Raw genomic sequence first — 25579 nt, forward strand, 5'->3', positions numbered from 1 at the left:
AGTTGCAATCGAAAGGTGTTCAAAAAACTTGCGCTTTGTCACTGAGGTTTTTGTATATTGTTGTTTTTATTGAATTTATATTCTTTTGTTATTTTTATTTAGAGTGTTTGACAACTACTGAGAACTTTTGCATTCTTGGTTCCGAGATTTAAAGACGCTAAGTCAACCAAAGGACAAAAGGTTGTCGTTCTTCTGGAAGATTTAGACGTCACATATATTAAAAAAGGGAACCGAAAAGGAATTCCCATCTAAGAAAAGGCAGTGGATTATCATGAAAAAGACTCTAGTAGCTCTAGCAGTTCTAGCGGCAGCTGGTTCTGCGCAAGCAATCGAACTTTATAATCAAGACGGTGTAACAGTTAACCTAGCTGGTGACATCGAAGTTGTTTACAAGCAAGGCATTGGCGTTGACGAAGAAATGAAACAAGAAATCCAAGACGCGGATTTCGGTTTCGACGTACGCTACGCAGTAAACGATGACCTACAATTCGGCGGTTACTGGGAATTTGACGGTAGCGCGGACAATGGTCTTCTAGACAACGCTGCTAAAGCGGGCAACGCTTACGTAGCTCTTTACTCACAAACAGCAGGCTCTATCAAGTTTGGTCGTCTTGACTCAGTACTTGATGACGCTGGTATCGGTTCAGACTACCAGTTTGGTCTAAGCGCTTTCTTCTCAAACAACTCTCCATTCGGCGCTGACGAATCTATCCGTTACGACATTGACAAAGGTACTTTCTACGGTGCTCTAGCATACAAGCAAGACAAGAATCAAAATTCAGGTCTTGGTCAAAACGGTAACATGGTTGATGCAAAAATCGGTGCACGCGTCGCTGATTTCGACGCAACAATTTTCTACGGTGATTCTAAGTTTGATGGCCCTAACGTACAAAATGGCGACGAGAGTCTAATCGCAGCTGAACTTCGTTACGGTGGCTTCGAAAATCTAAATCTTGAAGCGGGTTTCTACCACCTAGAAAACCAAGATGATGGCGCAGAGAAGATGAAATACGACATCTTCGCACTAGCTGCTGACTACACGTACAACAAGTTCATCTTCGCTGGTGGTTTAGAGTTCGCTAGCTTTGACGAAGCAACGTTCCAAACTGGTACAAACACTACAGAATCTCAAGACAAGCAAACAGGTTGGTTCCTTAACGCAGGTTACCTAATCGCTCCTGGTGCAACTATCTACGCTGAAGTTGGTGGTAACGATGGTTACAGCCAAGGTAATAACAACTTCTACGCTAAGAACGATGTAGGTTTCGCTATCGGTGCTAAAGCAGAATTCTAATTCTGTTTGATTGTGAAATGACTAAAGCCACCTTCGGGTGGCTTTTTTGTTTAAGTAAGTTCAGTTATTACCCCAAACCTCGCTTGACAGAGTCTTCATTTTCTCGATGTAAATGTTTGGGTAATAACCACAATATGGCATGATGTAACTCCCAAGCAGGGAAACATCAAAAAATATAATAAAGGAGTGACCATAGTGAAGAGGTCTATCGTAGCTGCATTATTAACGGTTGGTTTCACATTGTCTGCAAGCGCGGCAACTCTGGTACCAATGAAAGGGGTTTCTTTACTTTACATAAATGGCCAGGAGGCGGAGAGCAAAACCTCTGCAAACACCATTGAGGAAGGCAAAAATCAAGTTGTTTTGCGAATGGATAAAAAAGTAGGGCGTGGCAGTAGCCAAACTGTGTATACATCGGCGCCTTATGTGATCAACATTAATGTAACTGGAGAAGAGGTTAAGGTTAACCATCCAGTTGCTCGCAGTAAACAAGAGGCAGAAGCCGCATTTCGCACCAGTGAACCAGAATGGCGAATCACACAAGATGGGAATACCCTTCAGTTCACTCAGGAAAAGCTTCAAGGTCGTGACGGCTTCCTTCCATACTCTAACATAGGAGAGTTGGTTGCTAAGCATAATGAACAGCGAAGCATTTCATTTGTAGAGGGCGCAGCAGCACAAGCTAGTGCCGCACCTGTGGCAGCAACGGTTGCTACCACCGCGTCTGTATCGGCAGTAGCAAACAGTGACTCGTCTAATGACGCTGTCGCACAGGTAGTAAACAATCCAGAGACTGTTGAGCAGCTCAAAGCTTGGTACCTAAAAGCGTCAAAGGCTGAACGCAAAGAATTCCGTAAATGGATGATTGACCAAGAATAATGGTTTTATGCTATTTATAATAAAACTAAGGGGCTTTTCGCCCCTTTTTTACACTTGAAATGACAAGAATCTAACTATCTATCTTCAATAACTAAGATACAATTATCCTATTGTATTTTTGCTAATCTCGATTCTGTGGAACGTCTATTCTCTCTGATCCAGCGCTTTCCTAGGCTTGTTCTTCTACTCGTCGCTATTCTGACGTCTATCTCTGTTTGGTACGGACAACAGCATTTTAAAATGAATGCTGATCTTTCGTCACTCGTTGAGCAGCAGGGAGCCTGGGTTGATGAACTCGACCACCTCAATCAAGCCTTCCCTGATTCCGGTAACGTAACGTTACTAGTCACCGGTGCCGATCCAGCTGTCCTGAAATCTTCTGTTTCTGACATTGCTAAAGCGTTAAACGATCAGTCCTTGGTTCATCATGTCTTTGCACCACAAATATTGCCTTGGTTTGAAGAGCATGCGCTCGGGTTTTTGTCTCATAAAGAGTTCGAGCAGATTAAGGCGTCTCTCGAAGAGTCCGTACGACCGGCTGCTGTCGCTGCGCAAGCAAACAGCTTAGAGCTGTACTTTGCCTTGTTAGCAGAAAGCGAAAGTCCAAATCTAAATCCGCTAATAAAAGCGACAGAGGATAATCGTGTTGATTGGCCGAGTTTCTTCCAAGAAGATGTGACCTTGCCATCCGCGTATGCCATTACCTTAGTCGCTGATGCGGACTCTACTGCAACAGAACCGAATCGCGCTATTATGAATGCGATCGCTGCTAGTATAAAACAAGCTGATTTGCCCGACAGTATTAACGTAAAGGTGACGGGGCAGGCCGCGCTCGACTTCGATGAAATTGCAGATGCCAATAACAGCATCGCGGTGGCTGGCACTGCATCTCTGTTAGGGCTAATCCTTATTCTCGCGATTGGTATTCGTTCTCTGCGAGTGATCATTGCTTGTTATTTGACGGTGCTTGTTGGCTTAGCGTGGACTTTTGCCGCAGGTCTTCTGGTGATAGGTCATTACAACACGATCTCCATCGTGTTTATGGTCATGTTTATTGGTCTTGCCGTCGATTTTTCTATTCATCTGTGCCTTCATATTCAAGAGCTAAGAGTCAAAGGTGAAAGCAATGAAGTCGGGATGCGCCACGCAATAGCGCACTCGATTCGTCCTCTTTCTTTATGCGCACTATCTTCTGCTCTGGGTTTCCTTAGCTTTTATCCTACCGCTTACACAGGGTTGGGCGAACTGGGGATAGTTTCAGCGCTTGGAATGATCTTAGGGCTTATTGCGACTTTCGTTGTTATTCCACTTTTCTTTACCTTGTTTGGTTACCCTACGGTTCGTCATCAAACCGATACACATAGGTTTGCTTGGTTTGGCTCCCGGCTCATTAGATTCAAAAGCCTGATTTTTACTCTTGTCGTCGCACTTACTTTGGTGATGGGGTACGGCGCGACTCAGTTTAAGTTTGATTTCTCGACTTTGGTGTTGAAAAACCCTAGCTCAGAATCTGTATTGGCGCTGAATCAACTGCAACAAGAGGGGCTAGGCTCAAGCTACCAATTGTTTGCCATTGCAAAAGACCAAAAACAAGCTCAAGAGTGGAAAGCGCGTTTGGCGATGCAACCGTCTATCGCTTCTGTGGTTATCGCGAGTGATTTTATGCCGAATGAGTTAGAAAAGAGAACGGCGCGAATCCAAGCCATTTTCAATGAGCCAGTTACCGTTGCTCCAATGAGCTACGAGCAGTTTTTGCAGCAGGCGAAAGAGAACAATTGGAGTGGAAGCTCTCAACTTTCAACCACAATTGATCCAACTATAACCGCGTCAAACTTGTTTGGGGATCTTTCAAAGAGTTTGACTGCTTTAACTCATCAGGATCAAGTCACCATAGATTCGCTACCTGTTGAACTACGAGAGCGTTATATCAGTGAGCAAGGAGAATGGTTAGTTGTCATTTCACCTAAAGAAGATATGACCAATGTGAAGGCGCTAGAAACCTTTATTAAAGAGAGTAAGCAAATAGCGCCTAATGCCACAGGTAGAGCCGTGGCGGAACAAGAAGTTGGCGGAATTATCACGGGTGCATTTCAAGCGGCAATCATGATGTCGGTATTTGCTATTGCACTTATTTTGATTTGGACCGTCGATAAGAAGCGAGACGTCATTCTTATCTTTATTCCGTTAGGGCTGGCTTCATTGACAACGCTTGGCTTGATGCACTGGTTCAATCTTTCAATGAACATGGCTAACATAATCGTAATACCCCTAATCTTTGGTTTGGGGGTGGATAATGGCATTCATATTGTTAAGCGATTCCGCTCGGTAAGAACTTTAGACGCATTCTTTAATACCTCGACGCCAAAAGCCTCACTGGTAAGTTGCTTAACGACGCTAGCGACTTTTGGTGCGCTGATAGTGGCGGAGCATCAAGGCATGCATTCTATAGGCTTAGTTCTGACGATTGCATTGAGCAGCATATTGGTTTTCAGTCTTGTACTATTGCCATTATTGTTAGAAGTGACTAAGAAAAAGCCCATCGAGTGATGGGCTTAAATCAGTAGCTAGTGTCTAGAATCGGGCATCGAGAGTGATAAAGAAGCTCTTTCTTTGTCCGAAACCTAGCTCACTTATCAATACCCAGTTTGGTGTGAATTCGTATTGTGCGCCAACAAGGCTGTTCCAATTGTTTGCGAGGCTCTGATTTACTGTAAATCTCGCATCGTCTAGCAGAGGTAGGTCGCTCAACGAACCAAGTGGCAGATCTTTAACATTACCACTCAGTGTTTGTTCGATATTTTGGTATTGAGCTCCGACCCATGCGCGAAGCGGCCAATCTGTATTTCGAGAAAAATCCCAACCAATTCTTGGAGACACGACTATTGAGTCAATCTCACCGTCAATCACTGTAAGGCTAGTTTTTGTGTAGCTCGCATCTACCAATGCAAAGAAGCTCTCATATCCACCTGCAATAACCGTTCCTGCACCATAGGTGTAGCCATCTAGATCTAACCGGAAGGGAGCATTGATGTTATCAATCTCGATGTCGCGCTCGAAAATGCCGAAATCCAATGTTCCACTGACGGATTTGATGGTTGTTTCGGAGTAGCCGTTCAGCTTACCGCCGATAGCGTAAAAGTTTAAAAACGGCAGGACCCAAACATCCGCTTTAAGCGTTAAGACTTCACTCTCTTGGTAACCACCTTCAGTCTTGATGTTGAGGTTCTTAACTATGCTTGGCAAACCAGATAACGCTATCGAATTCACATTAATCCCTTGAGAGACATTCATATACCCAAGGCTGAGGCCTACGGCTTCTGGTAGTGTATAACCACGCTCTTCCGCTTCTTTTTTAAATAAAGGAAGTTCAATAGCTGCTGCACAGCTAGAGAAAAATAATGTTGCCAAAGAAATTACTTTAAACGGTGTTTTGGCATTGAATGTCATAAGGATGCGCTTTCCAAAGGGTTGGTGATATACATCACAATTATAGGTTGGCGGATTGTAGATGAGCAAAGTCTGATTGAAAAGAAGTTTTAAATACAAAAAGGCCACAGTATTAGCTGTGACCTTTCGGGATCGCTATTTGGCTTGTCTAGTTACCAGAACTGTTGTCTACGTTTACTTTTATTCCGTTTTCAGTAGCAAAGACTGTGGCGACCAATCCGCCTGTCAAATCAGCACCGTTAAGTGATAGGAGAACGTTCGTGGTTCCTGCTTCGGCTACCGCTAGATCATACATCCCCGCGTTAATGATCAGGTGCTCTTCGGTAAAGTCTTTAAAGTTAACGCCAGCTACGACAACTGTGGTGGTGTCAAAATCTCCACCTGCGGCAACAGCATGAATGTCGACCAGTCCGGCTTCTGGATGCGCATGTACGACTCTCACCTTTGCGTAAGCAGAAACACTACGCATGTCGTCTACGATTGGTAGTGCCGAGATTGCCTCAGGGTCTCCGTCAGCGTTTCCTACAGCAAATACCGTGGTCTCCGAACCTGCATCAAACGTTTGTGATCCGAGGTCGATAGCGACGGTACTGGGGTCACCTGTTGGAGATACGGTGAGATCAAATGCTGTCGCGCCAGGTAAGTCTTTCGAGCGGAAGTTAGAGATCGTCACATCCGTTGGGAAAGTGATGTTGACGAGCCCGTCAACGGCACTGCCAGAGGCATTTACGTCAACGCCGCCTAAGCCGAATACTGAGTGCGCGACTCTTACCGTTGCATTTTCAGTCGAGGAGTAGACCGGCGATAAGGCTGCAGTTCCAAACCCAGCAAGTAGCGTTAAAGGAGAAGTACTTTCACCGACACGCGTGTTTTCCGTTGCGACGACGATAGTATCGCTTCCGCTAGCCAGGTTGATAGCTGCCTCGCCAGTGTCGAACAAGACGGTTTTGTCGTCTGGACCTGTGACTCGGATTCGTACATCGCCCATTGGGACTTCACCCGAAAATGTGTCTGTAAATGCGAAGTCGTCCAAGGTTGGAGATGCTTGGTCTAGGGTGGCGTCTGTTGTCAAATAAACATCAACCGCTCCGGCAGTTGGGTGTGCATGCAGCACCGAAAGCCTTGCCATGTCACCGCTAGGTGCTGTCGAGCTGCGAGCAATGACCGACCCCTGAATCGTAGGGCTCGCGCCAGAGAGGTCGACATTATCGATAGCAATCACGTCATACCTCATGTCTGCGGCCAAATTAGTTCCGGCTAGGTCTAACACCTGTACGGTCTGAACTCCTGGAAGTTTTGCATCCACCGAGAAGTCGTAGGTTCCCGCGTCTAGAGTGATCACACCGCTGCTTTCTTGATAATCTACATTACCTAAACCGCTTACTACCGAACCATTCGCCTTTATTTCGACGAGAGGGGCGTCGGGACTGGCATGTGTTACGCGAACTTGCGTGGTGGGTGTAGAGTCGGAGTCGCTGCCACAGCCGACAATGGTGATTGCTGCGGCTGCGATAACTGATGTTTTAATAATATTCATGGTAAGCCTCTATGCTCATGTTATTCGCAAAGAGACTTACGGCAGGAAATTTGGATTAGTTCATAAGTCAGTTAAAAATAAACTTTTGGTAAAGCATCGTGTTGCACACGCTACACAACATTAGTTTTCTATTGGAAGCCAGTCTACTTCTACTCCCGCTTGATCAAACATATCTTGGCTAAGGGAAATTTTTTCACCCCAACGAGATAAAAAATCTTCGGTTTGAGCTGGGCAATGGACAACTGAAATACCAGTTTGAATGATTTTCGCTGCGCAGTTTGGGCATGGAAAGTGTGTGACCCAGATTTCACAGCCGTCGAGGTCTCGCTTTGCGAACAAAATAGCATTTTCTTCAGCATGCAGCGTTTTCAGATATTTAGTTTCTCTCTCATCCACTTCTGCGCTATCAGAGATACCGTGTGGATAGCCGTTGAAGCCAACCGACACGATACGATTTTGCTTGGTAATGACGGCACCAACTTGTGTTGATGGATCCTTACTCCATGAGCCGACCAATTCTGCCATTTGAATGAATCGTTTTGCCCATTTAGACGCCATAATATCTCCAATTCTAGATGCTTGATTAATTCTCAGTACGATACTGCAAGTCTACAAAATAACACACTCTAAAACGAGAAGTATTTGCAAACGATTACAGTAAGTAAACATTGGTTTCTAGCCACTGTTGCTTTACAAAATAACGTGCTACTTATTGGCTATAATGTACGCAAATACTTATGTTTTTGTGACTTGAACGAAACTCTTTGTCAGAGTATCGACAATTATTCATATTTTGCTGAGAACATTAATCATCATATGGCAGAATTTGACGAATTCTTTAAGGATGGGAAAAGATGATGCGGAAAACACTGTTAGCGGTTTCACTATGTGGTCTGTGTTTTAGTGCAACGAGCTTTGCATTTGTCCAGGATTATTCAAAGCGAAGCAACAAGGAAGTCACTACAGAAGCGAAGCGTGGCGATATTTATGCTCAAATTGAGCTCGGAGATCGTTTAGCTACGGGTAATGGCTTAGAAGAAGATGACGTGAAAGCTGTCGAGTGGTATCACAAAGCCGCTAAGAAAGGCAGTGAAACGGCGATGTACAAGCTTGGCATGATGTATGACAACGGTCATGGTGTTGCTTATAGCGCAAAAGAAGCTGCCGCTTGGTTTGAAAAAGCATCGGCACAGGGTCACGTAAAAGCGCAATATTACTTAGCTGGGATGTACAAGTGGGGACGCGGTGTTCCTAAGAGTAACGAGAAAGCAGTTGAGTACTACCGTTTGGCGGCCGAGAAAGGTTTTGATGTCGCGCAAAATAGCCTTGGGGTTATGTACGCTAAAGGACTCGGTATCGAAAAAAATGATGACGAAGCGGTCAAATGGTACCGTCGCTCAGCGGAAAATGGTTACGCTTATGGTCAAAGAAACCTAGCGTTTAAATATTCTCTGGGTGAGGGCGTTGAGCTTGATAATGTAGAAGCGTATGCGTGGGCGTCAGTTGCCTCTACAAACGGTTATACTACCGCGGAAAAACTGCGTGATGACCTAGCGATGAAGCTTTCTGCAAGTCAACTTGCTGAAGCGAAAACAAAAGCAGAGTCATATCTTGAGCAATACACCTCGCATCAATGATCAATAGTACCCAAGTACTACAAAGGAAGCCTCGAGCTTCCTTTTTTGTTGCTACTACCAATCGATCTGCTGATCACAGTATTTGCGACGGTAACGAGCCAACATAGTCTCATTTCCCAAGAGCCCGCCCTGATGGACGTACAGAATTGTGGTATCTGGATTGGTCTCCAACCAAGGTAGCAGACAGCGCCACATCATGGGGTCATAGAGAAGGTCAAATTCAATATGGGTCTCTTCCTGCAAAGCTTGCCATATCTCATAATCTTGTTTGTAAAGTTTGCCAAAGTGATGCTTAGTGTCGAGCTCTAAAATAGTAGGTAGGTCTTCGGTTTCACCAAGCGCCGTATACTGTTTAAGCAAGTAATCTTTACCTGAAACACAAGGGCAGGTCAGTACCTCTATGCCTTGTGGCTTAAGAACCTGACTTAAGTAAAGTGCCGTCGTTCCAGTACCCGAAGGGAGCGCGACTTTTATACTGCGACCTTTCTCAAATCTAGACCAAGATAAAATTTCATTAGCCAGTTGAGTGACTCCCTCTTTTGCTTGCTCGAAGTGGCCTCCTTCCGGAATTATCAAACAATCTGGGTCATCGCCATGCTCTTGAATGACAAACTCTGATGGGTGTGGTGCATTAGGCCCAATGGTCTCTTGCAATGAGATAACCTCTGCACCTAACTCCAATGCTGTTCGGTAATTACCCATGGGTTTCGCGTCTAACCAACTCGGTTTGTGGTCGACATAAAATGTCAGTTTCAGCCCTTTAATTTTCGCAAGTGCAGCAAGAGAAGTAAGCGAGTTGGCTTGAGCTGAACCCCAACCAATTAACCTGGTTTTGCCTTCTAACGGTTGAAGCAAAGTAGTCATAAACTTTCTGGCTTTGTTGCCGTTAAAGTGACCGTGGAGCAAATCGTCCCTTTTTAGGTAGAAGTGATGACCTTGAAAGTGATGCTCTGTTACTGGGCTGTCATTGAGTTTCACGGGTGCTACCTTTGTTGGTATGTCAGTTATGGCAAGAAAGGAGCGAGAGTTTACTCTCTGAAGTAGATAGATACAAACGAACTCACGACAAACCGTTACATAGTCGAATGCTTTGCTATGCCATCATGCTAGCGGTCGGTAGAGCGGGCTAGGGAAATTGACACAAAGTTGACGTTGCGTAATTAGCGATGTTTTTTGCTGCTAAAAAGCCACTCTTTTGTCGAGTTAATTGACATTTTTAGACGAAGAGCCCATTTGGCACTATTTTTTTACTAAAAATGAGTAAATATTAATTCAACCAAGAAATGTTTGCGGCAAATGTGTACAGAGTGTCTATGTTTTGTGTGGGAAATAGATATCAAGCCTTTTAATTCGTTGAACGCCCTAGTAAACTTTATTGTCAATTTTTCGTGCTTAACATCACGAACTAACTGTGAGTTTAAAAAATGAGCCAGTCCTTTCTTCCGTTATGTCGACCTGCTGTCGACGAGCAAGACATCCAGTCTGTAGTCGATGTGCTTCGTTCAGGTTGGATAACCACCGGACCAAAAAACGCAGAACTAGAAGCCAAAATCTCCCAGCATACAGGTGCACCACATAGTGTCGCGCTCAGCAGTGCGACGGCGGGTATGCACTTGGTCTTGCTAGCTATGGGTATTGGACCTGGCGATGAGGTGATTACACCGTCACTTACGTGGGTGTCGACGGTCAACATGATCACCTTGGTTGGCGCGAAGCCAGTATTTGTTGACGTTGATGCCGATACATTGATGACGGACGCAGATAAGATTGAGCCCCTAATCAATGACAAGACAAAGCTGATTATTCCTGTTCATTACGCGGGAGCGGCCCTTGATCTTGATCCAATCTATGCCTTGGGCGAGAAGTATGGCATTCCGGTCGTCGAAGACGCTGCCCACGCTTTAGGGACAGAGTATAAAGGGAAGCCTATTGGTGAGCGCGGTACTTGCTTGTTCTCAACTCACGCTATCAAGAACGTAACCACAGCCGAGGGTGGTATTCTAACCACACATGATGCTGAATTGGCTGACAAAGTTCGCCGTCTCAAGTTTCATGGCTTGGGTGTTGACGCTTTTGACCGAGAAACGCAAGGCAGAGCGCCACAAGCAGAAGTTGTCGAGCCTGGTTTCAAATACAACATGCCTGATATTTGTGCTGTTTTGGCGCTTGGGCAAATGGATCGTATTGAAGCGATCACGGCAAAGCGTACAGAAATTGCGCTCTCTTATCGTAGCAAACTTGAGTCGATCAAGGGTGTTACGCCGCTAGGTCTAGCTTCACATGACCACAAACACTGTTGGCATCTCATGATCGTCCGTGTTGATCCTGCGGTAGCGGGGCTAACGCGTGATGACCTGATTGCTGCTTTGAAAGAGAAGGGCATCGGCGCCGGTATCCACTTCAAGGCATGCCACACACAAAAATATTACCGCGAAAACTATGCGGAACTATTTGGGGCGATGAACCCAAACCTTCAGAATACAGAACGTAACAGTAATCAAATTTGCTCGTTGCCGCTCTTCCCTGATATGACTCAGGACGACGTAGAGCGTGTAGTGAGTGCCGTGTCAGAGATAATTGGATAAACCATGAAACACAATGAAGCCATTAACTTCGTGTCTATCGTAATACCGGTATACAACGAAGAAAACTGCCTGCAAGAACTGATTGACCGCACGACTAAAGCTGGTGATAGCCTAGGTAAAGACTATGAGCTTATTCTCGTTGATGACGGTAGCCGTGACCGCAGTGCAGAAATCATTGAACAAGCATCATCGAAAGAAGGTAGCCATGTGGTTGGCGTTATCCTTAACCGCAACTATGGTCAGCATAATGCGATTATGGCGGGTTTCGAACAAGTTCGTGGTGACCTCATTATCACTTTAGACGCGGATCTGCAAAACCCACCAGAAGAGATCCCGAATCTAGTCGCTAAAGCTGAAGAAGGGTTCGATTCAGTCGGCACCGTGCGTAAGAATCGCCAAGATAGCGCGCTTCGTCGCTATCCTTCAAAGCTTATCAATAAGCTAGTTAAGCGTTCTACCGGTGTTGAGATGAACGACTACGGCTGTATGCTGCGAGCGTATCGTCGCCATGTTGTTGACGCCATGCTTGAATGTCACGAGCGCAGTACGTTTATCCCTGTTTTGGCAAATGGTTTTTCTCGTCACACAACTGAGATTGACGTTCACCATGATGAGCGCGCGGACGGCGAGTCGAAATATAGCTTTATGAAGCTTATTAGCCTAATGTTTGACTTGATCACCAGTATGACTACGGCGCCGTTGCGTCTGCTGAGCATCGTCGGTGGTGGTATCGCTGCGGCAGGTATCGCATTTGGTATTATCCTAATGCTGATGCGCATTATATTCGGCTCTGAGTGGGCAGGTGACGGTCTGTTTACTCTATTTGCCATCCTATTTGTATTTGTGGGCGCGCAGTTTGTAGGTCTAGGACTACTAGGCGAGTACATCGGGCGTATTTACTCTGACGTTAGAGCCCGCCCGCGTTTTTACGTGCAAGATGTTTTGGTGGGTGAAGCCACTCAAAAAGCACGTGAGACTGATGAATCAAAGAATAAAGAATAAGATTTATATCCAGAGGAATATTCCATGAAAGTAGTAGTGTTTGCCTACCACAATATCGGTTGTACTGGTGTTCGCAGCTTGCTAGACGCAGGTGTTGAGATCGAAGCAGTATTCACCCATGTTGATGACAGCAACGAGAATGTGTTTTTTGAATCTGTAGCTAAGCTAGCAGCGAAAAACGGTATTCCAGTTTACGCTCCAGAAGACGTAAACCACCCACTATGGGTAGACAAGATCCGTGCAATGAAGCCAGATGCTCTGTTCTCATTCTACTATCGCAACATGATCAGCCAAGAAGTGCTGGATATTGCACCTAAAGGCGGCTTTAACCTTCACGGTTCTCTGCTTCCAACTTACCGCGGTCGCGCTCCAATCAACTGGGCACTAGTAAACGGCGAGACTGAGACTGGTGTAACCCTACACAAAATGGTTCAGAAAGCGGATGCGGGTGATATCGTTGGTCAAGAAAAGATCGCTATCACTGATGAAGATACTGCAGAAACACTGCATAAGCGCATGAACGCGGCTTCAAGCGATCTTCTAAGCAAAGTGCTGCCAACTATCGTTGATGGTTCGTTCACTGCAACGGCTCAAGACGAAAGCAAAGCGACTTACTTCGGTCGTCGCACGCCAGCTGACGGTGAAATAAAGTGGTCAAATGATTCTCGCACCGTATTTAACCTAGTACGTGCTGTGACTGAACCATTCCCAGGTGCATTCACTTTCCTAGGTGAGCGCAAACTTATTATCTGGGGTGCGGAAGCGAGTGATAAAACTTACGACGTGACTCCGGGCACTATCGTTGCTACATCTCCACTAACCATCGCTTGTGCTCAAGGCTCATTGATTGTTAAGTCTGGTGAGGCTGAAAACGGTCTTTACCTAGGTGGCGAGCAGCTAGCTGCAGAACTTCACCTTGTTGAAGGCATGCGTTTTGGTCCTCAAGCAAGTGCACTTATTAACGCTAAGAAGCGTCAAAAGGTACTTATCCTTGGTGCAAACGGCTTCATCGGTACTCACCTAACTAAGCGTCTTCTAGACGACGGTGGTTACGAAGTGTATGCAATGGACATGAACTCGAACCAGATCGAAGAGCACCTAAGCCACCCTGATTTCCACTTCGTTGAAGGTGATATCACTATCCACAATGAGTGGATCGAATACCACGTTAAGAAGTGTGACATCATTCTTCCGCTAGTGGCTATCGCAACGCCTATCGAATACACGCGTAACCCACTTCGCGTATTTGAGTTGGACTTCGAAGAGAACCTGAAGATCGTTCGTGCATGTGTGAAATACAACAAGCGCATTATCTTCCCGTCAACGTCTGAAGTTTACGGCATGTCTACAGACTCTGAGTTCAATGAAGATACCTCGCCACTGATTGTTGGTCCAATCAACCGTCAGCGCTGGATTTACTCAGTATCTAAGCAACTACTAGACCGCGTGATCTGGGCTTACGGTAAGAAAGACGGTCTTAAGTTTACGCTATTCCGTCCGTTCAACTGGATGGGTCCACGTCTAGACAGCCTAAACTCTGCGCGTATCGGTTCGAGCCGTGCGATCACTCAGCTTATCCTAAACCTAGTTGAAGGTACGCCGATCAAGCTTATCGACGGTGGTGAGCAGAAGCGTTGTTTCACTGACATCTCTGAAGCGATCGAAGCGCTATTCCGCATCATCGAAAACAAAGAAGGTCTGTGTGACGGTCAAATCATCAACATTGGTGCGCCAGAAAACGAAGCAAGTATCAAAGAGCTTGCTGAGACGCTGGTAGAGAAGTTTGAGAACCACCCACTTCGTGATCAGTTCCCTCCATTCGCTGGCTACAACCTAGTTGAGAGTAAAGCGTTCTACGGTGACGGCTATCAAGACGTTCAACACCGTAAACCAAGCATCGCAAACGCGAAGAAGCTGCTTGATTGGGAACCAAAAGTTCACATGAACGATACCATCGAAGAGACACTAGATTTCTTCCTTAAAGGTGCAGTAGTAGAAGAGAAGTAATGGAACAGAATGAAGTCACTAAAGTCGGTCTTCGTATCGATGTAGACACTTTCCGAGGTACCAAGTTAGGTGTACCTAAGCTACTCGAGATTTTCGAGAAGCACGGAGTGAAGGCTTCATTCTTCTTTACTGTTGGACCTGATAACATGGGGCGCCATATTTGGCGCCTTTTGCGTCCTGCATTTTTGAAGAAGATGCTTCGCTCTAAAGCCGCCAGCTTATATGGTTACGATATCCTTATTCGTGGAACGATCTGGCCTGGTCCAGTGATCGGTAAGAAACTGCGCCACATTATCGAAGCGACCGATACGGCAGGTCATGAAATCGGGCTTCATGCCTGGGATCATCATAAGTGGCAGATGAAAACTGACACTATGACGGCCGAACAGCTGCGTGGTGAAATCACAAAAGGTTATTCAATGCTCAAGGAGATCACTGGTCGTGACTTACCTTGCAGTGCGGTAGCCGGTTGGCGTTGTACCGATCAAACACTGGTAGAAAAAGACGCATTTCCTTTCAAATATAATAGTGATTGCCGCGGCGATCATATCTTCTCTCCGGGTGAGGGAATGGCTCCGCAAATTCCTGTAACACTTCCAACTTACGATGAGTTAGTCGGTCAAGATGGTGTCGATAACAGTAACTATAACGACGCGATTCTTAAGCTCATCAAGCGTGATGGTCTGAATGTGTATACCATCCATGCAGAGGTGGAAGGTATTGTTTGTGCTGATATGTTTGAAGAATTGATTGTCAGAGCTAAGCAACAAAATATAGAATTCGTGCCGATGATAGATCTGCTTAATGAAGCAGAAACCCCACTTCCTAAAGACTCGATTAAAAATATCGAGATGGAAGGGCGAGAAGGGTGGCTAACGCACCAGGCGTCTTTTGTGGAGCGCATGGGGCTTTAGTTACGGTGAGTTGGGTTTAGGTTCGCGCGCTGTTTTTACCCCTCCCAGCCTCCCCTTATTAAGGGGAGGAGCAAAATGCACAGGCTTTGCCTGTTCTGGTTCTCCCCCTTGATAAGGGGGAGTTAGAGGGGGTAAAACAGCGCGCGAAGAAATCGCACAACAACGCTATCACGTGCCATCAATCAGAGCCCATGACTGCATGGGCTTTTATTCAACTGGATGAAGAATGCAACAATCACGAATTAACTGGGCGGTATGGGTACCGCTGTTTTTTATTGCACTGTACATACTCCCGCTAGATTTGCGTCCGCTATGGTCGCCAGATGAACTGCGTTACGGTGAGATCTCGCGCGAGATGGTCGAGTCAGGTAACTGGATAGTACCTACATTTAACGATCTTCGTTATTTTGAAAAACCGATCATGGGCTATTGGTCTAACGCGATAGCACAGGTGCTTTTCGGTGACACCAACTTTGCAGTCAGAATCGCCTCTGCACTTGCATCCTTAGGTGGTGCTTTATTCCTTGTCTCCTTGGTTAGTCGTATGACCGATCGCAGACAAGGTTGGCTTACTGCGGGCGTATTCTTGAGCATGTTCATGGTCGCAGCGATCGGTACTTATAGCGTACTTGATGGCATGCTGGCGTTTTGGTTGACAGCTTGTTATGCCGCCTTCTTCTTTGCAACCGAATCGACGACCACCAAACAGCGTTGGCTTTACTATGGCTTAGCGGGCTTTTTCTGTGGTTGTGCGGTTCTCACAAAAGGCTTCTTAGCCTTAGCATTGCCTGTGATAGTCGTTGTTCCATACATGATTATGCAGAAGCAGTTCTTAGAGATCCTTCGCTGGGGTTGGTGGGTAATGCTGGTGGCATTTATCACTTGCTTACCTTGGTCTTTAGCGATTCACGCGGCGGAACCAGATTACTGGAATTACTTCTTCTGGGAAGAGCACATCCACCGCTTCTCTGCAGAAGACGCTCAACATGCTGCGCCGGCTTGGTATTACATCCCATTCCTTTTCTTGGGCACGTTACCTTGGGTTTTCTGGGCACCGTCCGCACTCGTGCAACTTAAGGGTGAGTTTAGTAAGCCACTTATTCGCTATTCAATTTGGTGGGCAGTCATGCCTTTCCTATTGTTTTCTTATGCGAGCGGTAAATTGGCGACTTACATCCTTCCATGTATGGCTCCAATCGCGATTTTGCTTACACACGGCATTATCAAAGCCTATAACAGCAAGGCGAAAGGTTTGACGATTGGCTCTTTAATCAATGGTGCCTTTTTTGGTCTCGTAGCAGTGACGCTGATGGTTATGTTCTTTATGGGCAAGCTGCCATTGGATGAGACTGAGTCTTACCGCCCTTGGATTGCACTGTTTATTCTTGGTTTCTGGGCCGCATGTGCATTTTACGCAGCGAAAGCGAGTGCATTTGAGCACAAGTTCATGGCTTACATGGTGTCGCCGCTCGCGCTATTTGCACTGTTCTCAACAGTGGTGCCAAACAGCACGATCGATTCAAAAATGCCAGCTCGCTTTATGGAAGAGCTTGCTCCAAAAGTCACAGACGAGATGGTGTTGATTGCTGATTACCCTGACACGATGTCGGCACTGAACTGGTACTTGAAGCGCACTGACGTCTACCTAACTAAGGGTATGGGTGAGGTTGATTACGGTTTGAACTACGATGATGCTAACCATCGCTGGATACCGTTTGAAAACATTAGTGCGTTTATTAAAGAGAAGCAAAAAACAGCACCAGTACTGCTTCACTTTAGAAACTTGCCACCATTACCAGAAGATTTCCCTGTTGCGGATGAACACGTCGATCGTGGTCGCTACCATGCGCTGATCTTCAATCAAGTTTCGGCTGAGTAATGACGGTCCTACTGTACATCATTTCTGTACTTGCTAGCTCGCTTAGCCAATATTGGCAAAAGCGGGCTGCAATGTATTTTGAAGAAAACCCAGAGCTGAGTGCCATTAGCAAACTGTTAAGTTTCCCTATGATCCTGGGCATTGGCTTTTTAGGCACAAGTGCGCTGACTTGGCTTGGTGTACTATCGCAATGGGATGTGTCAGTGGCGTACCCCTTACTCAGCGTTAATTTTGTCATCATGCTATTGGTTTCTAAGTTTGCCTTTGGCGAAGTTATTGTCCCTAAGCAATGGCTAGGTGTGATGATGATTATGGTGGGTGTTGGCATACTGGGAGGCGCCCACTAATGGTGTTGAAAGATATCAAGGCAGGTCTTCCCGTTGCGCTTCTTAGTGTTTGTTTGATTTCAGTTGCTCAACTTGCTATGAAATGGGGGATGGGTAATCTGTCGAAACAATGGGAGGTCATTGAGCCGCTCCTCTATACACTGGATGTGACGCCTCTGATTTCCACGGTATGGCCTGCGCTATTGTGTGTTGCCTTTGGGTTAGGCTGCTATGCATTATCCATGGCCTGTTGGGTAATGGCATTGAAGCATTTACCATTGGGCGTCGCCTATCCCTTGTTAAGCTTGAGCTATGTTTTGGTGTATGTACTCGCGGTTACCTTGCCTTGGCTAGATGAACCGTTTAGCTTAACTAAATTATCAGGTATAGCGTGTATTCTTGTCGGACTTGCGCTTATATTTACTGCAAAAAAATCCAGCGATTAGGCTGGATTTTTTATTACTCACTCTTGATTGCTGTTTTCATATGGTGAGTCTCGTCACTAATGAGCGGTACTCTTCGCAAGCTCGTTGAATATCAAACTTTTCTATAGTGTACTTGCGAGGAGAAGGTGAAACGTGAGTGTTGAGCGCGATCTCAATCTGTTTCAGTAGCGCAAATAGATGTCCTGAAGTCATGATACTAGTACTTGGGCAAAGCGCCTCACTATTTGTACAACTCTCCAAAGCTATCACACGAATGCCACAGGCTTGGGCACGTAAAGCAGATAGCGCATGTATGCCTCCCGAACCAAGCTGGAAGTACAAGTCTAGTGCCTGATAAAAATATGGCTCGTCAATTATGTTCTGGAGCTGATGCACTCGTGAGCTGACCCTTAATTTTTCTGATAACACTCTGATGGAACTCGATAATTCCATTGAGTTGTTTAGCACAAGATGTACGTTTTCTGGCAGGTAATAAAGTGCTCGCATTAAGCTCAGTAATCCCGGAGAGTCCCCGATATGACAATCGGCGCCAAGTAGTACAACCTCATTGGGTAAGTTGAGCTGCTCTCTTGCGACCAATAGTTCCCCTTTTGAAAAGCTATTGCAATCGATGCCAGGTCTAATGACTCTTGCAGTTACTTTTGGAAATAGGCTCGCCAGGGAGCGTTTTACTTTTGGAGTCGCAGCGATAATAGCGGGTCTGGCTGCTTTAAATGCAGCATCTTCAATGCGTGCAAGCCGAGTATATTCTAAGTGTTTCGTGCAGTGCTCTGTGTGCGTTCTATTGCGAACTCCACTAAGTCTTGCCGCAATTCCGCCATAAAGTAGAGGGCCTATATGATGAGTATGAACCACTTGAGGCTTTAGTACTTTTAGTAGTCTATACAGAGCAACTAATAGTGAGGGATGCACTCCAGGCTCTTTACGCAAGAAAAACAGCTGTTGTCGATAGGTTTCTAGCTCAGGCCACAACTTAATCGCTTGCTCTATATTGCCCTCTAGGCTGATGATGAAGATCCTTTCATTAGCGTTGGCTTGCTTTAACTGCTCAAGCACTTGAAATTCAATTTCACCACGCACCAAGTGCTGTACGATCAATACTACTCTTCGTGGCTTGCCAGGGCTTTCTAGTGGAAGTAAAGGTGTCGTTTTCATCGTTATTCTCCTTGCTAACGTATAGGCGCGTTGTCGCCATTGGTTAGCGTCCTCGCCCGTCAACCATGATTTTGAGTGTTTTGAGTACGATATGAATATCGGTTACTAGCCATGTCTTAAAAGAAGAGAGCGACAAAGCATAGCTGTGGTCAAAACCCACTTTGCTACGTACATCTTCAATACAGGTGTCGTAACCTTGATTGACTTGGGCTAAACCTGTGATTCCCGGTAGTACACCGTAGGTACGCTCCACAAAAAACGGGATGTCTTTTTCAAGCTTCTGATAAAAGTCAGGTCGCTCTGGACGTGGGCCAATTAATGACATATCGCCGCGCAGTACATTAATGAACTGCGGTAATTCATCTAAGCGAGTCTTGCGAAGAAAACGCCCGACAGGAGTAATACGCGGGTCGTTCTCCGTCGCCCAAGTAGCACCAGTTCGAGACTCCGCATCGATGTACATGGTTCTGAACTTAAGGACATGAATGAAGTCCATTTTGGTTGGGCTCCACTTACCAACGCGAAGCTGCTGATAAAATATTGGGCCACGTGATGTTGCCTTAATAGCAATAGCAACAGGCACAAAAAAGAGACCAAGGATAATCATGCCGACGCTCGCGCCAACTAGATCAAAGATGCGCTTAGAGGTGCGAATAAGTGATTTTTCTAAATTAACCTTTTTCATGATGATTCTCCTGTTGTGGTGTGCGTTTCCAAGCTCCGTTTTCCAACCCGACAAGATAGCGAAGACCACCAATTAGGTTTGCGGTATGCCCAACGACTAGATACGTGAGCGCTCGTATTGCGGTAAATGATTGAAGTGCAGGTATTAGTACGCTAGCTGCAGCAGTAAGATAGATGCTTCCCTGTATCACTAGTAGTCCCAAAAACAGAGTAGAACTCTTCGCCAGGATCGCTGAGGTTACAAGGCATATCAGCATCAAGTAGGGCGTTAACACTCTGAGTCCCTTGCCTGAGAAGAAGGTTAGTGCTGTTCCTTTGTATTGAGGCGAGAACAGAGGTAGTAAAACAAGAAGTTGTTGCATATTGCCCGCAGAGATACGCAAACGACGTTTGAAGTCTTGGGCTGCTTCGGTCGGCTCCATCTCGATGGCATTCATGTTTGACTCGTAGACCGCTTGGTAGCCTGCACGAACCACGTTCATAGGGATGATGAAATCATCGTTAATTGTGTTAAACGGCAGAGCTTCAAACAGACCCGTTCTGATGAAATAGAGTGCACCGTGTGCGCCTATGGTAGACCCCAAAGTTGATTCACTGTATTTCAATTGGTTTTGATAGCGCCAATACAGAGATTCGCCCCTTTGTTGCTGATCGAGCAGTTGGTAAGTTGAGTTCACCACGCCGACCTTGGAGTCTTCAAAATGCGTGGCGGCAAGCTTAAGCGCATCGATTGAAATAAGTGCCGATACATCCGAGATGCAGGTAATAGTGCTATCGACAACAGGTAAAGACTCATTGAGTCGGCATATTTTTCCTTTGTTGTCTTTGTGGTTAACGATGGTGAAAAGGGTGTCGCTACAAATCGCTTCCTGTATCGCTGATTCGGCGATCGTGGCGGTGTCATCGGTACTGCCATCATTGATGATCACGACACTGAGCTTGTCTCTGGGGTAGTCAAGTGACGCGCAGTTTCTAATCTTGTCAGCAATCCACTCTGCTTCGTTATAAGCTGGAATGATGATTGTGATGGATGGTAGTACACTGTTGTCAGTAGTGCGGTACAAAGTAGCACTACAGTCTTCAATCTCAGGAAGTGGGTGACGCTTGGCCCACCATCGCAGAATGAGAGGGTAAATCGCGTGATGATAGACGATTAAGAAAGCGCTCGTCCAAAATAAGCCCATCAATAAAACTTGCATATCTGCTCCTTGAGTTGCTGATGCCTTGAATCTAGGCTTTGATAGTCAATTGGCGATATGCTTGACTCATCGCTCGCACATCGTTGTTCGCGACCACGAAATCGCGTGGTGAAAATAGGTGTTTTGTTGCGAGCGCTTGCTCCAACGCTTTGAGAAGGCTGAACACTCGTTTGGACTTTGTTGCAATGCCAGACATGGGGCATAAGGTTTCTTTGGCTGCACCCACATCCGTCACTACCGCCGGGATGTTGCAGGCTTGCGCTTCAAGCGGGGAAAGAGGAAAGCCCTCACAGCTTGAAGGCAGGCAAAATAGATCTAAAGCTTGATAAAAACTTGGCATATCGTTTACAAGACCTAGGAAGTGAACCTTGTGACTGATGCCGAGCTGGTGGCAGAGTTGCTTTAGTTCGTTTTCAAGCGGTCCGGCACCTGCAATCGCGAGGTGTGTATTATTTGGCAAACGAGAGACTGCCTTGATAAGCGTGGTATGCGATTTAACCGGCACTAATCGTCCCGCGGTGCCAATGACGATGGTATCGTTTGGTAGACCCAGAATTCGTCTTGCTGCAGCGCGATTCGAAGGGACAAATCGATTACAGTCGATGCCATTTTTGATGACGGTTGAGTGAGTAAACGGAAACATTTCGTTGAGTTGCTTGCTGACTTCGTCCGCATCTGCGACGAGTATCGGGTTTACGACTTTCAGGGCGAGTTTCTCCACCAAACGTCGCTTGCTGTTCTGTAAGTGCCACATATCATGCTCAGTGTGGATACGGGTGCGTGCTCGGCTCAGTTTGGCAGCGAGTCCACCGTAGATAAGCGGACCAATGTGGTGAGTATGAACCACGTCAGCGTTGAGTCGGTTTAACTCGTGCTTGATTTGATTGAAAAGAGAGAGTTGTAGACCATCAGATTTGCTTAAGAAAACCAGACTGGTTTGATAATGTCTTAAGATGGGCCAGCATTCTATCGCTTGCTGTACATTGCCCTCTAAGCTGATGATGAAGCACGCCTCGTTAGAGGGGGTTTGCTTAAGAAGCTCGATAACCATGGTTTCTAACCCACCTGGCGCTAAGTGCTGAACGATGTGAACTGTCGTTAGCGTCGGCTTTTGGATATCTCCACCTTGTTTAGCCTTTGTGCTATTGGTTTTCATGGTTCTCTCCTTGAGATTCACTCTTTCTGCTTTTAAATGTTTGCAGCTTGTATGCCAGGTTTAAAAACCTCAATTTAACAATGGCTTACGATGGTTTTTTTTGGGGTTGTCGAAATGATTCTCAAATTAGTAATCGGATTGAACAATTTGCGGAATCGTCGTGATGACAGGAGCTTTGGCTGCGGTTTCTAACTGCTGGCGACGACGGACAGTTGTATCGAAGAGCTCGAGAAATATTGCCGTACCGATCCCTAGTGCAATCCCCGCAACTAACCCTAAAACCGCAAAAATAGCCGGTGGCAGATTCGTTGAGCTGCTCGGTGTGAAGGGACGATCGATGACCTTGACGCGCTTATTCTCTTCGAATACACCGAGTGAACCGGTCAGTTCAGCCATTTCATATCGCTCAACTAAATCATCGTAGAGTTCTCTTTTAAGGGAAACGTCACGCTGGAGTTGAAGTAGCTGCTTGGCATTGCTGCCGTAGTTTTGGGCATTGTCGGTAAGCTCTTTGATCATAGATTCTAGGCTGGCAGTTTCTTGCTTAAGCGATTCGTAACGACCACGAACGATTTGCAAGTTTTGCAGTTGAGTGATGAGCAATGGCTGCAGCTCTCGGTTGCTGCTGTTGGTTGCGCTAGCGATATCCCAAAGCTGCTCCGAATTGATTCCAGCTTGTTCGCTGTTTAGTAGCACTGCTCGCTCTTGCTCTAGTCGTTTTAGCTCACGAACTTTGGCTTGAACAGCACTGTGAGAGGTTGTGTACTTTGCTTTAAGCAGTGTCAGTTCGCTACGAATTTCAATGATTTGCTCTTCGAGTCTGCCGACAATTGGGTTGGTTTTTGATAGCTGCTGATCTAGGGTTCCTAAGCTTTTCTCAACCCCGGCTAACTCCGCTTTTTTCTCTGCCAGTTTTTGTTTTAGTTTGGCAAGGCGGCTTAAGTTTTCACTTTGCATTTCCGGTGTAGCAGCCGAATGCGCATTATAGTAGTCCGCTAAGGCCTGCTCTGCTTGTTCTAACGCCTCACGGCGCTTATTAATATGGATAGTTAAAAACTCACTGGAGTCGCGAATAGATGAACGCTCTGGTGCGAGCAGCTCTTCGATGAAGTGCACGCTTACCGACTCTAGCAGAGGTTTCATTCCTTCTGGCGATGAGGCCGTGTGCTCAATCTTGATGAAGTCTTTGCCAAGCTGGCTAACAGTAAGGTTAGAGGATATATCGGCGATAACTTTGTCTTGCTCATAGGGACTCATAGTGTCATCAATTAGCGCTAAGTCTTCCGCAACTGACATCAATACATGGCGGCTGTTGAGCAGAGTTTTGAGTGCTGATAAACGCTCCTTGAGCATGGTTGAAACGGCTAAATCTTCTAGGAACGGGTTCATTTTTGCCGTCTCTTGAATCAGCATGCTGGTATGGGATTTGTACTTTGGCGGCGTCATTGCACCTATTGCGTAGGCGATAATAGGCATTATCAACATAGGAATGACAATGGCGTAGCGACGTCGCCATGCCGCGGTCATTATGATGAGTAGACGCAGTTTTAGGTCGCTCATAGAGCCTCCAAATACGTTTCTAGAGTATTGGCGCGATAGTCCCAACTCTCGTTATCCACCAAGCCTTTTGGTAGCTTTGAGTCTGTTGCAGCGAGCGCCTCTAAGGTCGTAACCATCGAAGAGACATCTGAAATGACGTTCACGTGTTGTCGGTAGCCATCAAGAGCAGGGAAGTCTGTGGTGACAATAGGACGACGCGCCGCGAGATACTCTTTAAGTTTTAGTGGGTTGCAAGCCTTTATTTGTTGGTTCAACACAAAGGGTAGTAAACTCACTGTCCAATGCTGACTATAACGAGGTAGCTCGTGATGTGGTTTTGGTCCAAGGTAAAAAACGTTATCTGCCTCGATGATCGGACGTTTTGCTAACTCACATTGACCAATGAACACAAAGTCCCAATCTGGCATTGTAGCGATGGTTTGATTGAGTAGATCGTAGTCTAGCCAGTCAGAGAGGCTGCCATAAAACCCAGCGGTTGGCTTGCCTCGATTAGGGAGATCTGGAGCGGGCTGAGTGGGATTTGAGAACTGAGCACTGTCGACACCGTGGGTGAGTAAGCAGGTTTTCTCTAATGGAAACTTACCGTATAGCTTGTCGCTTGCCGTGATTACTAGGCTGGCGTGCTCCACTAAGGATTTTTCATGCTCTAAGACCGTCTCGTGATCAACCCCAGCTAAAGACCCAAAATCATCGCCGCAATAATAGACAGTTGAACGCTTGTCGAGCAATCTGCAAACATCTGCTGCGGTTGGTAATGATGTCCAAATGATTGGATCGTGTAAGTTGAGCTTTTCAATCATTGGCTTTAACTGACGCAGCATGGCTTTGGCTGTGAGTGTTCGAGCCCAATGAGACTTGGGCGCTGGAAACGTTTTAATGGTAGCCACTGTCATTGACACGGGTTTGATTACCTCGCCTCGTGCAAAAGTTTGGCTCTTTCCTTTCCCAAGCAGCTTATCAAGCGCGCGCTTTGCATCTTTAAGGTTGAAGTTTGGTTTGCGAAGACCGATGGAGTTAATCCACAACACCTGTCTTTTCTCAGCCAGACGCTTTACTAGGTGCTGGGTACTAGAAGGCAGCGCACCAAAATCCTCACCGAACACAATTAGATCTCTCATCATTAACGCCTCACTGCTGAATCTGCTTTACAACTTTTGCCGGAGAGCCCGCGGCGATGACGTTTGCAGGAAGGTCGTGGGTGACCACACTGCCAGCGGCGACAATGGTTCCCTGGCCAATAGTGACGCCAGGTTGAACGGTGACACCTGTCGCGAGCCACACGTCTTTCTCCAGTACAATGTTACCGATTCGATGATCTTCATCCGGTGCACCGAGCGCTCGCTCGATGGCATTTAGAGGATGACCAGAGTAGCCAAAAAGCTGACAGCGACCGGCGATGCGAACGTTATCTTGAATGTCTACGAGTCCAGCAACGGCGATTGAGACTTGCCAGCCAATATCGACGTTGCTGCCGACTTTTAGTGTAGGTTGAATACTTGGGTCAGGGTGAGGGGCGGTGCGAGCACTGAAGGTCGTATGGCCTGAAATCCGACATTCATTACCCAGAGTGATGGCCAGTGGACCGGTAACAAGCGGTAAACCGCTATACAAGTATAGAGAGTGGCCGCAGGCTTCTACTCTTCCTTTGAATGCGGGTGTGTAGATTAGCAGCCTTGAGGTAGTCTCCACGCCCATTCGTAACAGCGTGACAAGACGATAGGCCAGCTTGTTGTAGAAACGAGGTGTTGGCACTCCCGCCGCTCTCACCTTTTTCAAAAAGACAAAAAGGTTTCTCATTTTAGGATTAGGGTGGCTGCGTAGCCATGATTTAAAATCAAATGATGTGGCAGTACTCATAGCGCTATTCCTTAT

General features: G+C 46.2%; 22 protein-coding genes. 11 read left to right on the top strand and 11 right to left on the bottom strand.

Annotated features, from left to right (window positions below; genetic code table 11):
- The first annotated feature begins 271 nt into the window (after window positions 1-271).
- The 3 genes from J4N45_RS05855 to J4N45_RS05865 all read left to right on the top strand — a co-directional run bounded on the left by J4N45_RS05855 (window position 272) and on the right by J4N45_RS05865 (window position 4720).
- On the top strand, window positions 272-1294 hold the full coding sequence (locus tag J4N45_RS05855; RefSeq protein WP_252014060.1) for a porin: 1023 nt from the start codon (window positions 272-274) through the stop codon (window positions 1292-1294).
- 195 nt (window positions 1295-1489) lie between these two features.
- Entirely contained in the window at window positions 1490-2173 is a 684-nt protein-coding gene (locus J4N45_RS05860; protein ID WP_252014062.1) for a YccT family protein, read from the top strand.
- Window positions 2174-2308: 135 nt separating this feature from the next.
- A complete protein-coding gene (locus J4N45_RS05865) occupies window positions 2309-4720 on the top strand; it encodes an efflux RND transporter permease subunit (protein ID WP_252014063.1) in 2412 nt (803 codons plus the stop codon).
- Window positions 4721-4744: 24 nt separating this feature from the next.
- Here J4N45_RS05865 and J4N45_RS05870 read toward each other — a convergent pair whose 3' ends face one another.
- The 3 genes from J4N45_RS05870 to J4N45_RS05880 all read right to left on the bottom strand — a co-directional run bounded on the left by J4N45_RS05870 (window position 4745) and on the right by J4N45_RS05880 (window position 7715).
- A complete protein-coding gene (locus J4N45_RS05870; RefSeq protein WP_252014065.1) occupies window positions 4745-5620 on the bottom strand; it encodes a TonB-dependent receptor in 876 nt (291 codons plus the stop codon).
- Window positions 5621-5768: 148 nt separating this feature from the next.
- Complete coding sequence (locus tag J4N45_RS05875; protein WP_252014066.1) at window positions 5769-7157, bottom strand: DUF4397 domain-containing protein; 1389 nt, start codon at window positions 7155-7157, stop codon at window positions 5769-5771.
- Between the two features lie 120 nt (window positions 7158-7277).
- Window positions 7278-7715, bottom strand: a complete 438-nt coding sequence (locus J4N45_RS05880; RefSeq protein WP_234494085.1) for a dCMP deaminase family protein — start codon at window positions 7713-7715, stop codon at window positions 7278-7280.
- A 296-nt stretch (window positions 7716-8011) separates the two neighbouring features.
- On the opposite strand from J4N45_RS05880, the gene J4N45_RS05885 reads away from it, so the two are divergent.
- Window positions 8012-8794 carry a tetratricopeptide repeat protein gene (locus J4N45_RS05885; protein ID WP_234494084.1) on the top strand — a complete coding sequence of 261 codons (783 nt, stop codon included), beginning with the start codon at window positions 8012-8014 and terminating at the stop codon, window positions 8792-8794.
- 54 nt (window positions 8795-8848) lie between these two features.
- Here J4N45_RS05885 and J4N45_RS05890 read toward each other — a convergent pair whose 3' ends face one another.
- The gene (locus tag J4N45_RS05890) at window positions 8849-9772 is read right to left on the bottom strand and encodes a pyridoxal-phosphate dependent enzyme (protein WP_252014067.1); all 924 of its coding nucleotides are present in this window, start codon (window positions 9770-9772) and stop codon (window positions 8849-8851) included.
- 446 nt (window positions 9773-10218) lie between these two features.
- Here J4N45_RS05890 and arnB point away from each other — a divergent pair, with 446 nt between their 5' ends.
- The 7 genes from arnB to arnF all read left to right on the top strand — a co-directional run bounded on the left by arnB (window position 10219) and on the right by arnF (window position 17953).
- Window positions 10219-11379 carry a UDP-4-amino-4-deoxy-L-arabinose aminotransferase gene (gene arnB / locus J4N45_RS05895; RefSeq protein ID WP_252014068.1) on the top strand — a complete coding sequence of 387 codons (1161 nt, stop codon included), beginning with the start codon at window positions 10219-10221 and terminating at the stop codon, window positions 11377-11379.
- A gap of 3 nt (window positions 11380-11382) precedes the next feature.
- Entirely contained in the window at window positions 11383-12381 is a 999-nt protein-coding gene (gene arnC / locus J4N45_RS05900; protein ID WP_252014069.1) for an undecaprenyl-phosphate 4-deoxy-4-formamido-L-arabinose transferase, read from the top strand.
- Window positions 12382-12405: 24 nt separating this feature from the next.
- The gene (arnA, locus tag J4N45_RS05905; protein ID WP_252014071.1) at window positions 12406-14388 is read left to right on the top strand and encodes a bifunctional UDP-4-amino-4-deoxy-L-arabinose formyltransferase/UDP-glucuronic acid oxidase ArnA; all 1983 of its coding nucleotides are present in this window, start codon (window positions 12406-12408) and stop codon (window positions 14386-14388) included.
- Window positions 14388-15302: a 4-deoxy-4-formamido-L-arabinose-phosphoundecaprenol deformylase gene (gene arnD, locus J4N45_RS05910; RefSeq protein ID WP_252014073.1), complete on the top strand. Its 915-nt coding sequence runs from the start codon at window positions 14388-14390 to the stop codon at window positions 15300-15302. The genes arnA and arnD overlap by 1 nt, the downstream gene beginning before the upstream one ends.
- A gap of 226 nt (window positions 15303-15528) precedes the next feature.
- On the top strand, window positions 15529-17181 hold the full coding sequence (gene arnT / locus J4N45_RS05915) for a lipid IV(A) 4-amino-4-deoxy-L-arabinosyltransferase (RefSeq protein ID WP_252014074.1): 1653 nt from the start codon (window positions 15529-15531) through the stop codon (window positions 17179-17181).
- A complete protein-coding gene (locus J4N45_RS05920; protein ID WP_252014076.1) occupies window positions 17181-17528 on the top strand; it encodes a DMT family transporter in 348 nt (115 codons plus the stop codon). Before arnT ends, J4N45_RS05920 begins: the two co-directional genes overlap by 1 nt.
- On the top strand, window positions 17528-17953 hold the full coding sequence (arnF, locus tag J4N45_RS05925; RefSeq protein WP_252014078.1) for a 4-amino-4-deoxy-L-arabinose-phosphoundecaprenol flippase subunit ArnF: 426 nt from the start codon (window positions 17528-17530) through the stop codon (window positions 17951-17953). Before J4N45_RS05920 ends, arnF begins: the two co-directional genes overlap by 1 nt.
- A 36-nt stretch (window positions 17954-17989) precedes the next feature.
- Here arnF and J4N45_RS05930 read toward each other — a convergent pair whose 3' ends face one another.
- The 7 genes from J4N45_RS05930 to J4N45_RS05960 all read right to left on the bottom strand — a co-directional run bounded on the left by J4N45_RS05930 (window position 17990) and on the right by J4N45_RS05960 (window position 25564).
- Complete coding sequence (locus J4N45_RS05930) at window positions 17990-19108, bottom strand: glycosyltransferase (protein ID WP_252014080.1); 1119 nt, start codon at window positions 19106-19108, stop codon at window positions 17990-17992.
- A 43-nt stretch (window positions 19109-19151) separates the two neighbouring features.
- Complete coding sequence (locus tag J4N45_RS05935; RefSeq protein WP_252014081.1) at window positions 19152-19793, bottom strand: sugar transferase; 642 nt, start codon at window positions 19791-19793, stop codon at window positions 19152-19154.
- Window positions 19780-20991, bottom strand: a complete 1212-nt coding sequence (locus tag J4N45_RS05940; protein WP_252014082.1) for a glycosyltransferase family 2 protein — start codon at window positions 20989-20991, stop codon at window positions 19780-19782. Before J4N45_RS05940 ends, J4N45_RS05935 begins: the two co-directional genes overlap by 14 nt.
- A 31-nt stretch (window positions 20992-21022) precedes the next feature.
- The gene (locus J4N45_RS05945; RefSeq protein WP_252014083.1) at window positions 21023-22147 is read right to left on the bottom strand and encodes a glycosyltransferase; all 1125 of its coding nucleotides are present in this window, start codon (window positions 22145-22147) and stop codon (window positions 21023-21025) included.
- Between the two features lie 126 nt (window positions 22148-22273).
- A complete protein-coding gene (locus J4N45_RS05950; RefSeq protein WP_252014084.1) occupies window positions 22274-23707 on the bottom strand; it encodes a GumC family protein in 1434 nt (477 codons plus the stop codon).
- A complete protein-coding gene (locus J4N45_RS05955; protein ID WP_252014086.1) occupies window positions 23704-24825 on the bottom strand; it encodes a glycosyltransferase family protein in 1122 nt (373 codons plus the stop codon). The genes J4N45_RS05950 and J4N45_RS05955 overlap by 4 nt, the downstream gene beginning before the upstream one ends.
- 10 nt (window positions 24826-24835) lie before the next feature.
- Window positions 24836-25564 carry an acyltransferase gene (locus tag J4N45_RS05960; protein WP_252014087.1) on the bottom strand — a complete coding sequence of 243 codons (729 nt, stop codon included), beginning with the start codon at window positions 25562-25564 and terminating at the stop codon, window positions 24836-24838.
- Window positions 25565-25579: the final 15 nt, after the last annotated feature.

Origin of the sequence: Vibrio sp. SCSIO 43140, assembly GCF_023716585.1 — a bacterium.
GTDB classification, from domain to species: Bacteria; Pseudomonadota; Gammaproteobacteria; order Enterobacterales; family Vibrionaceae; genus Vibrio; species Vibrio maritimus_B.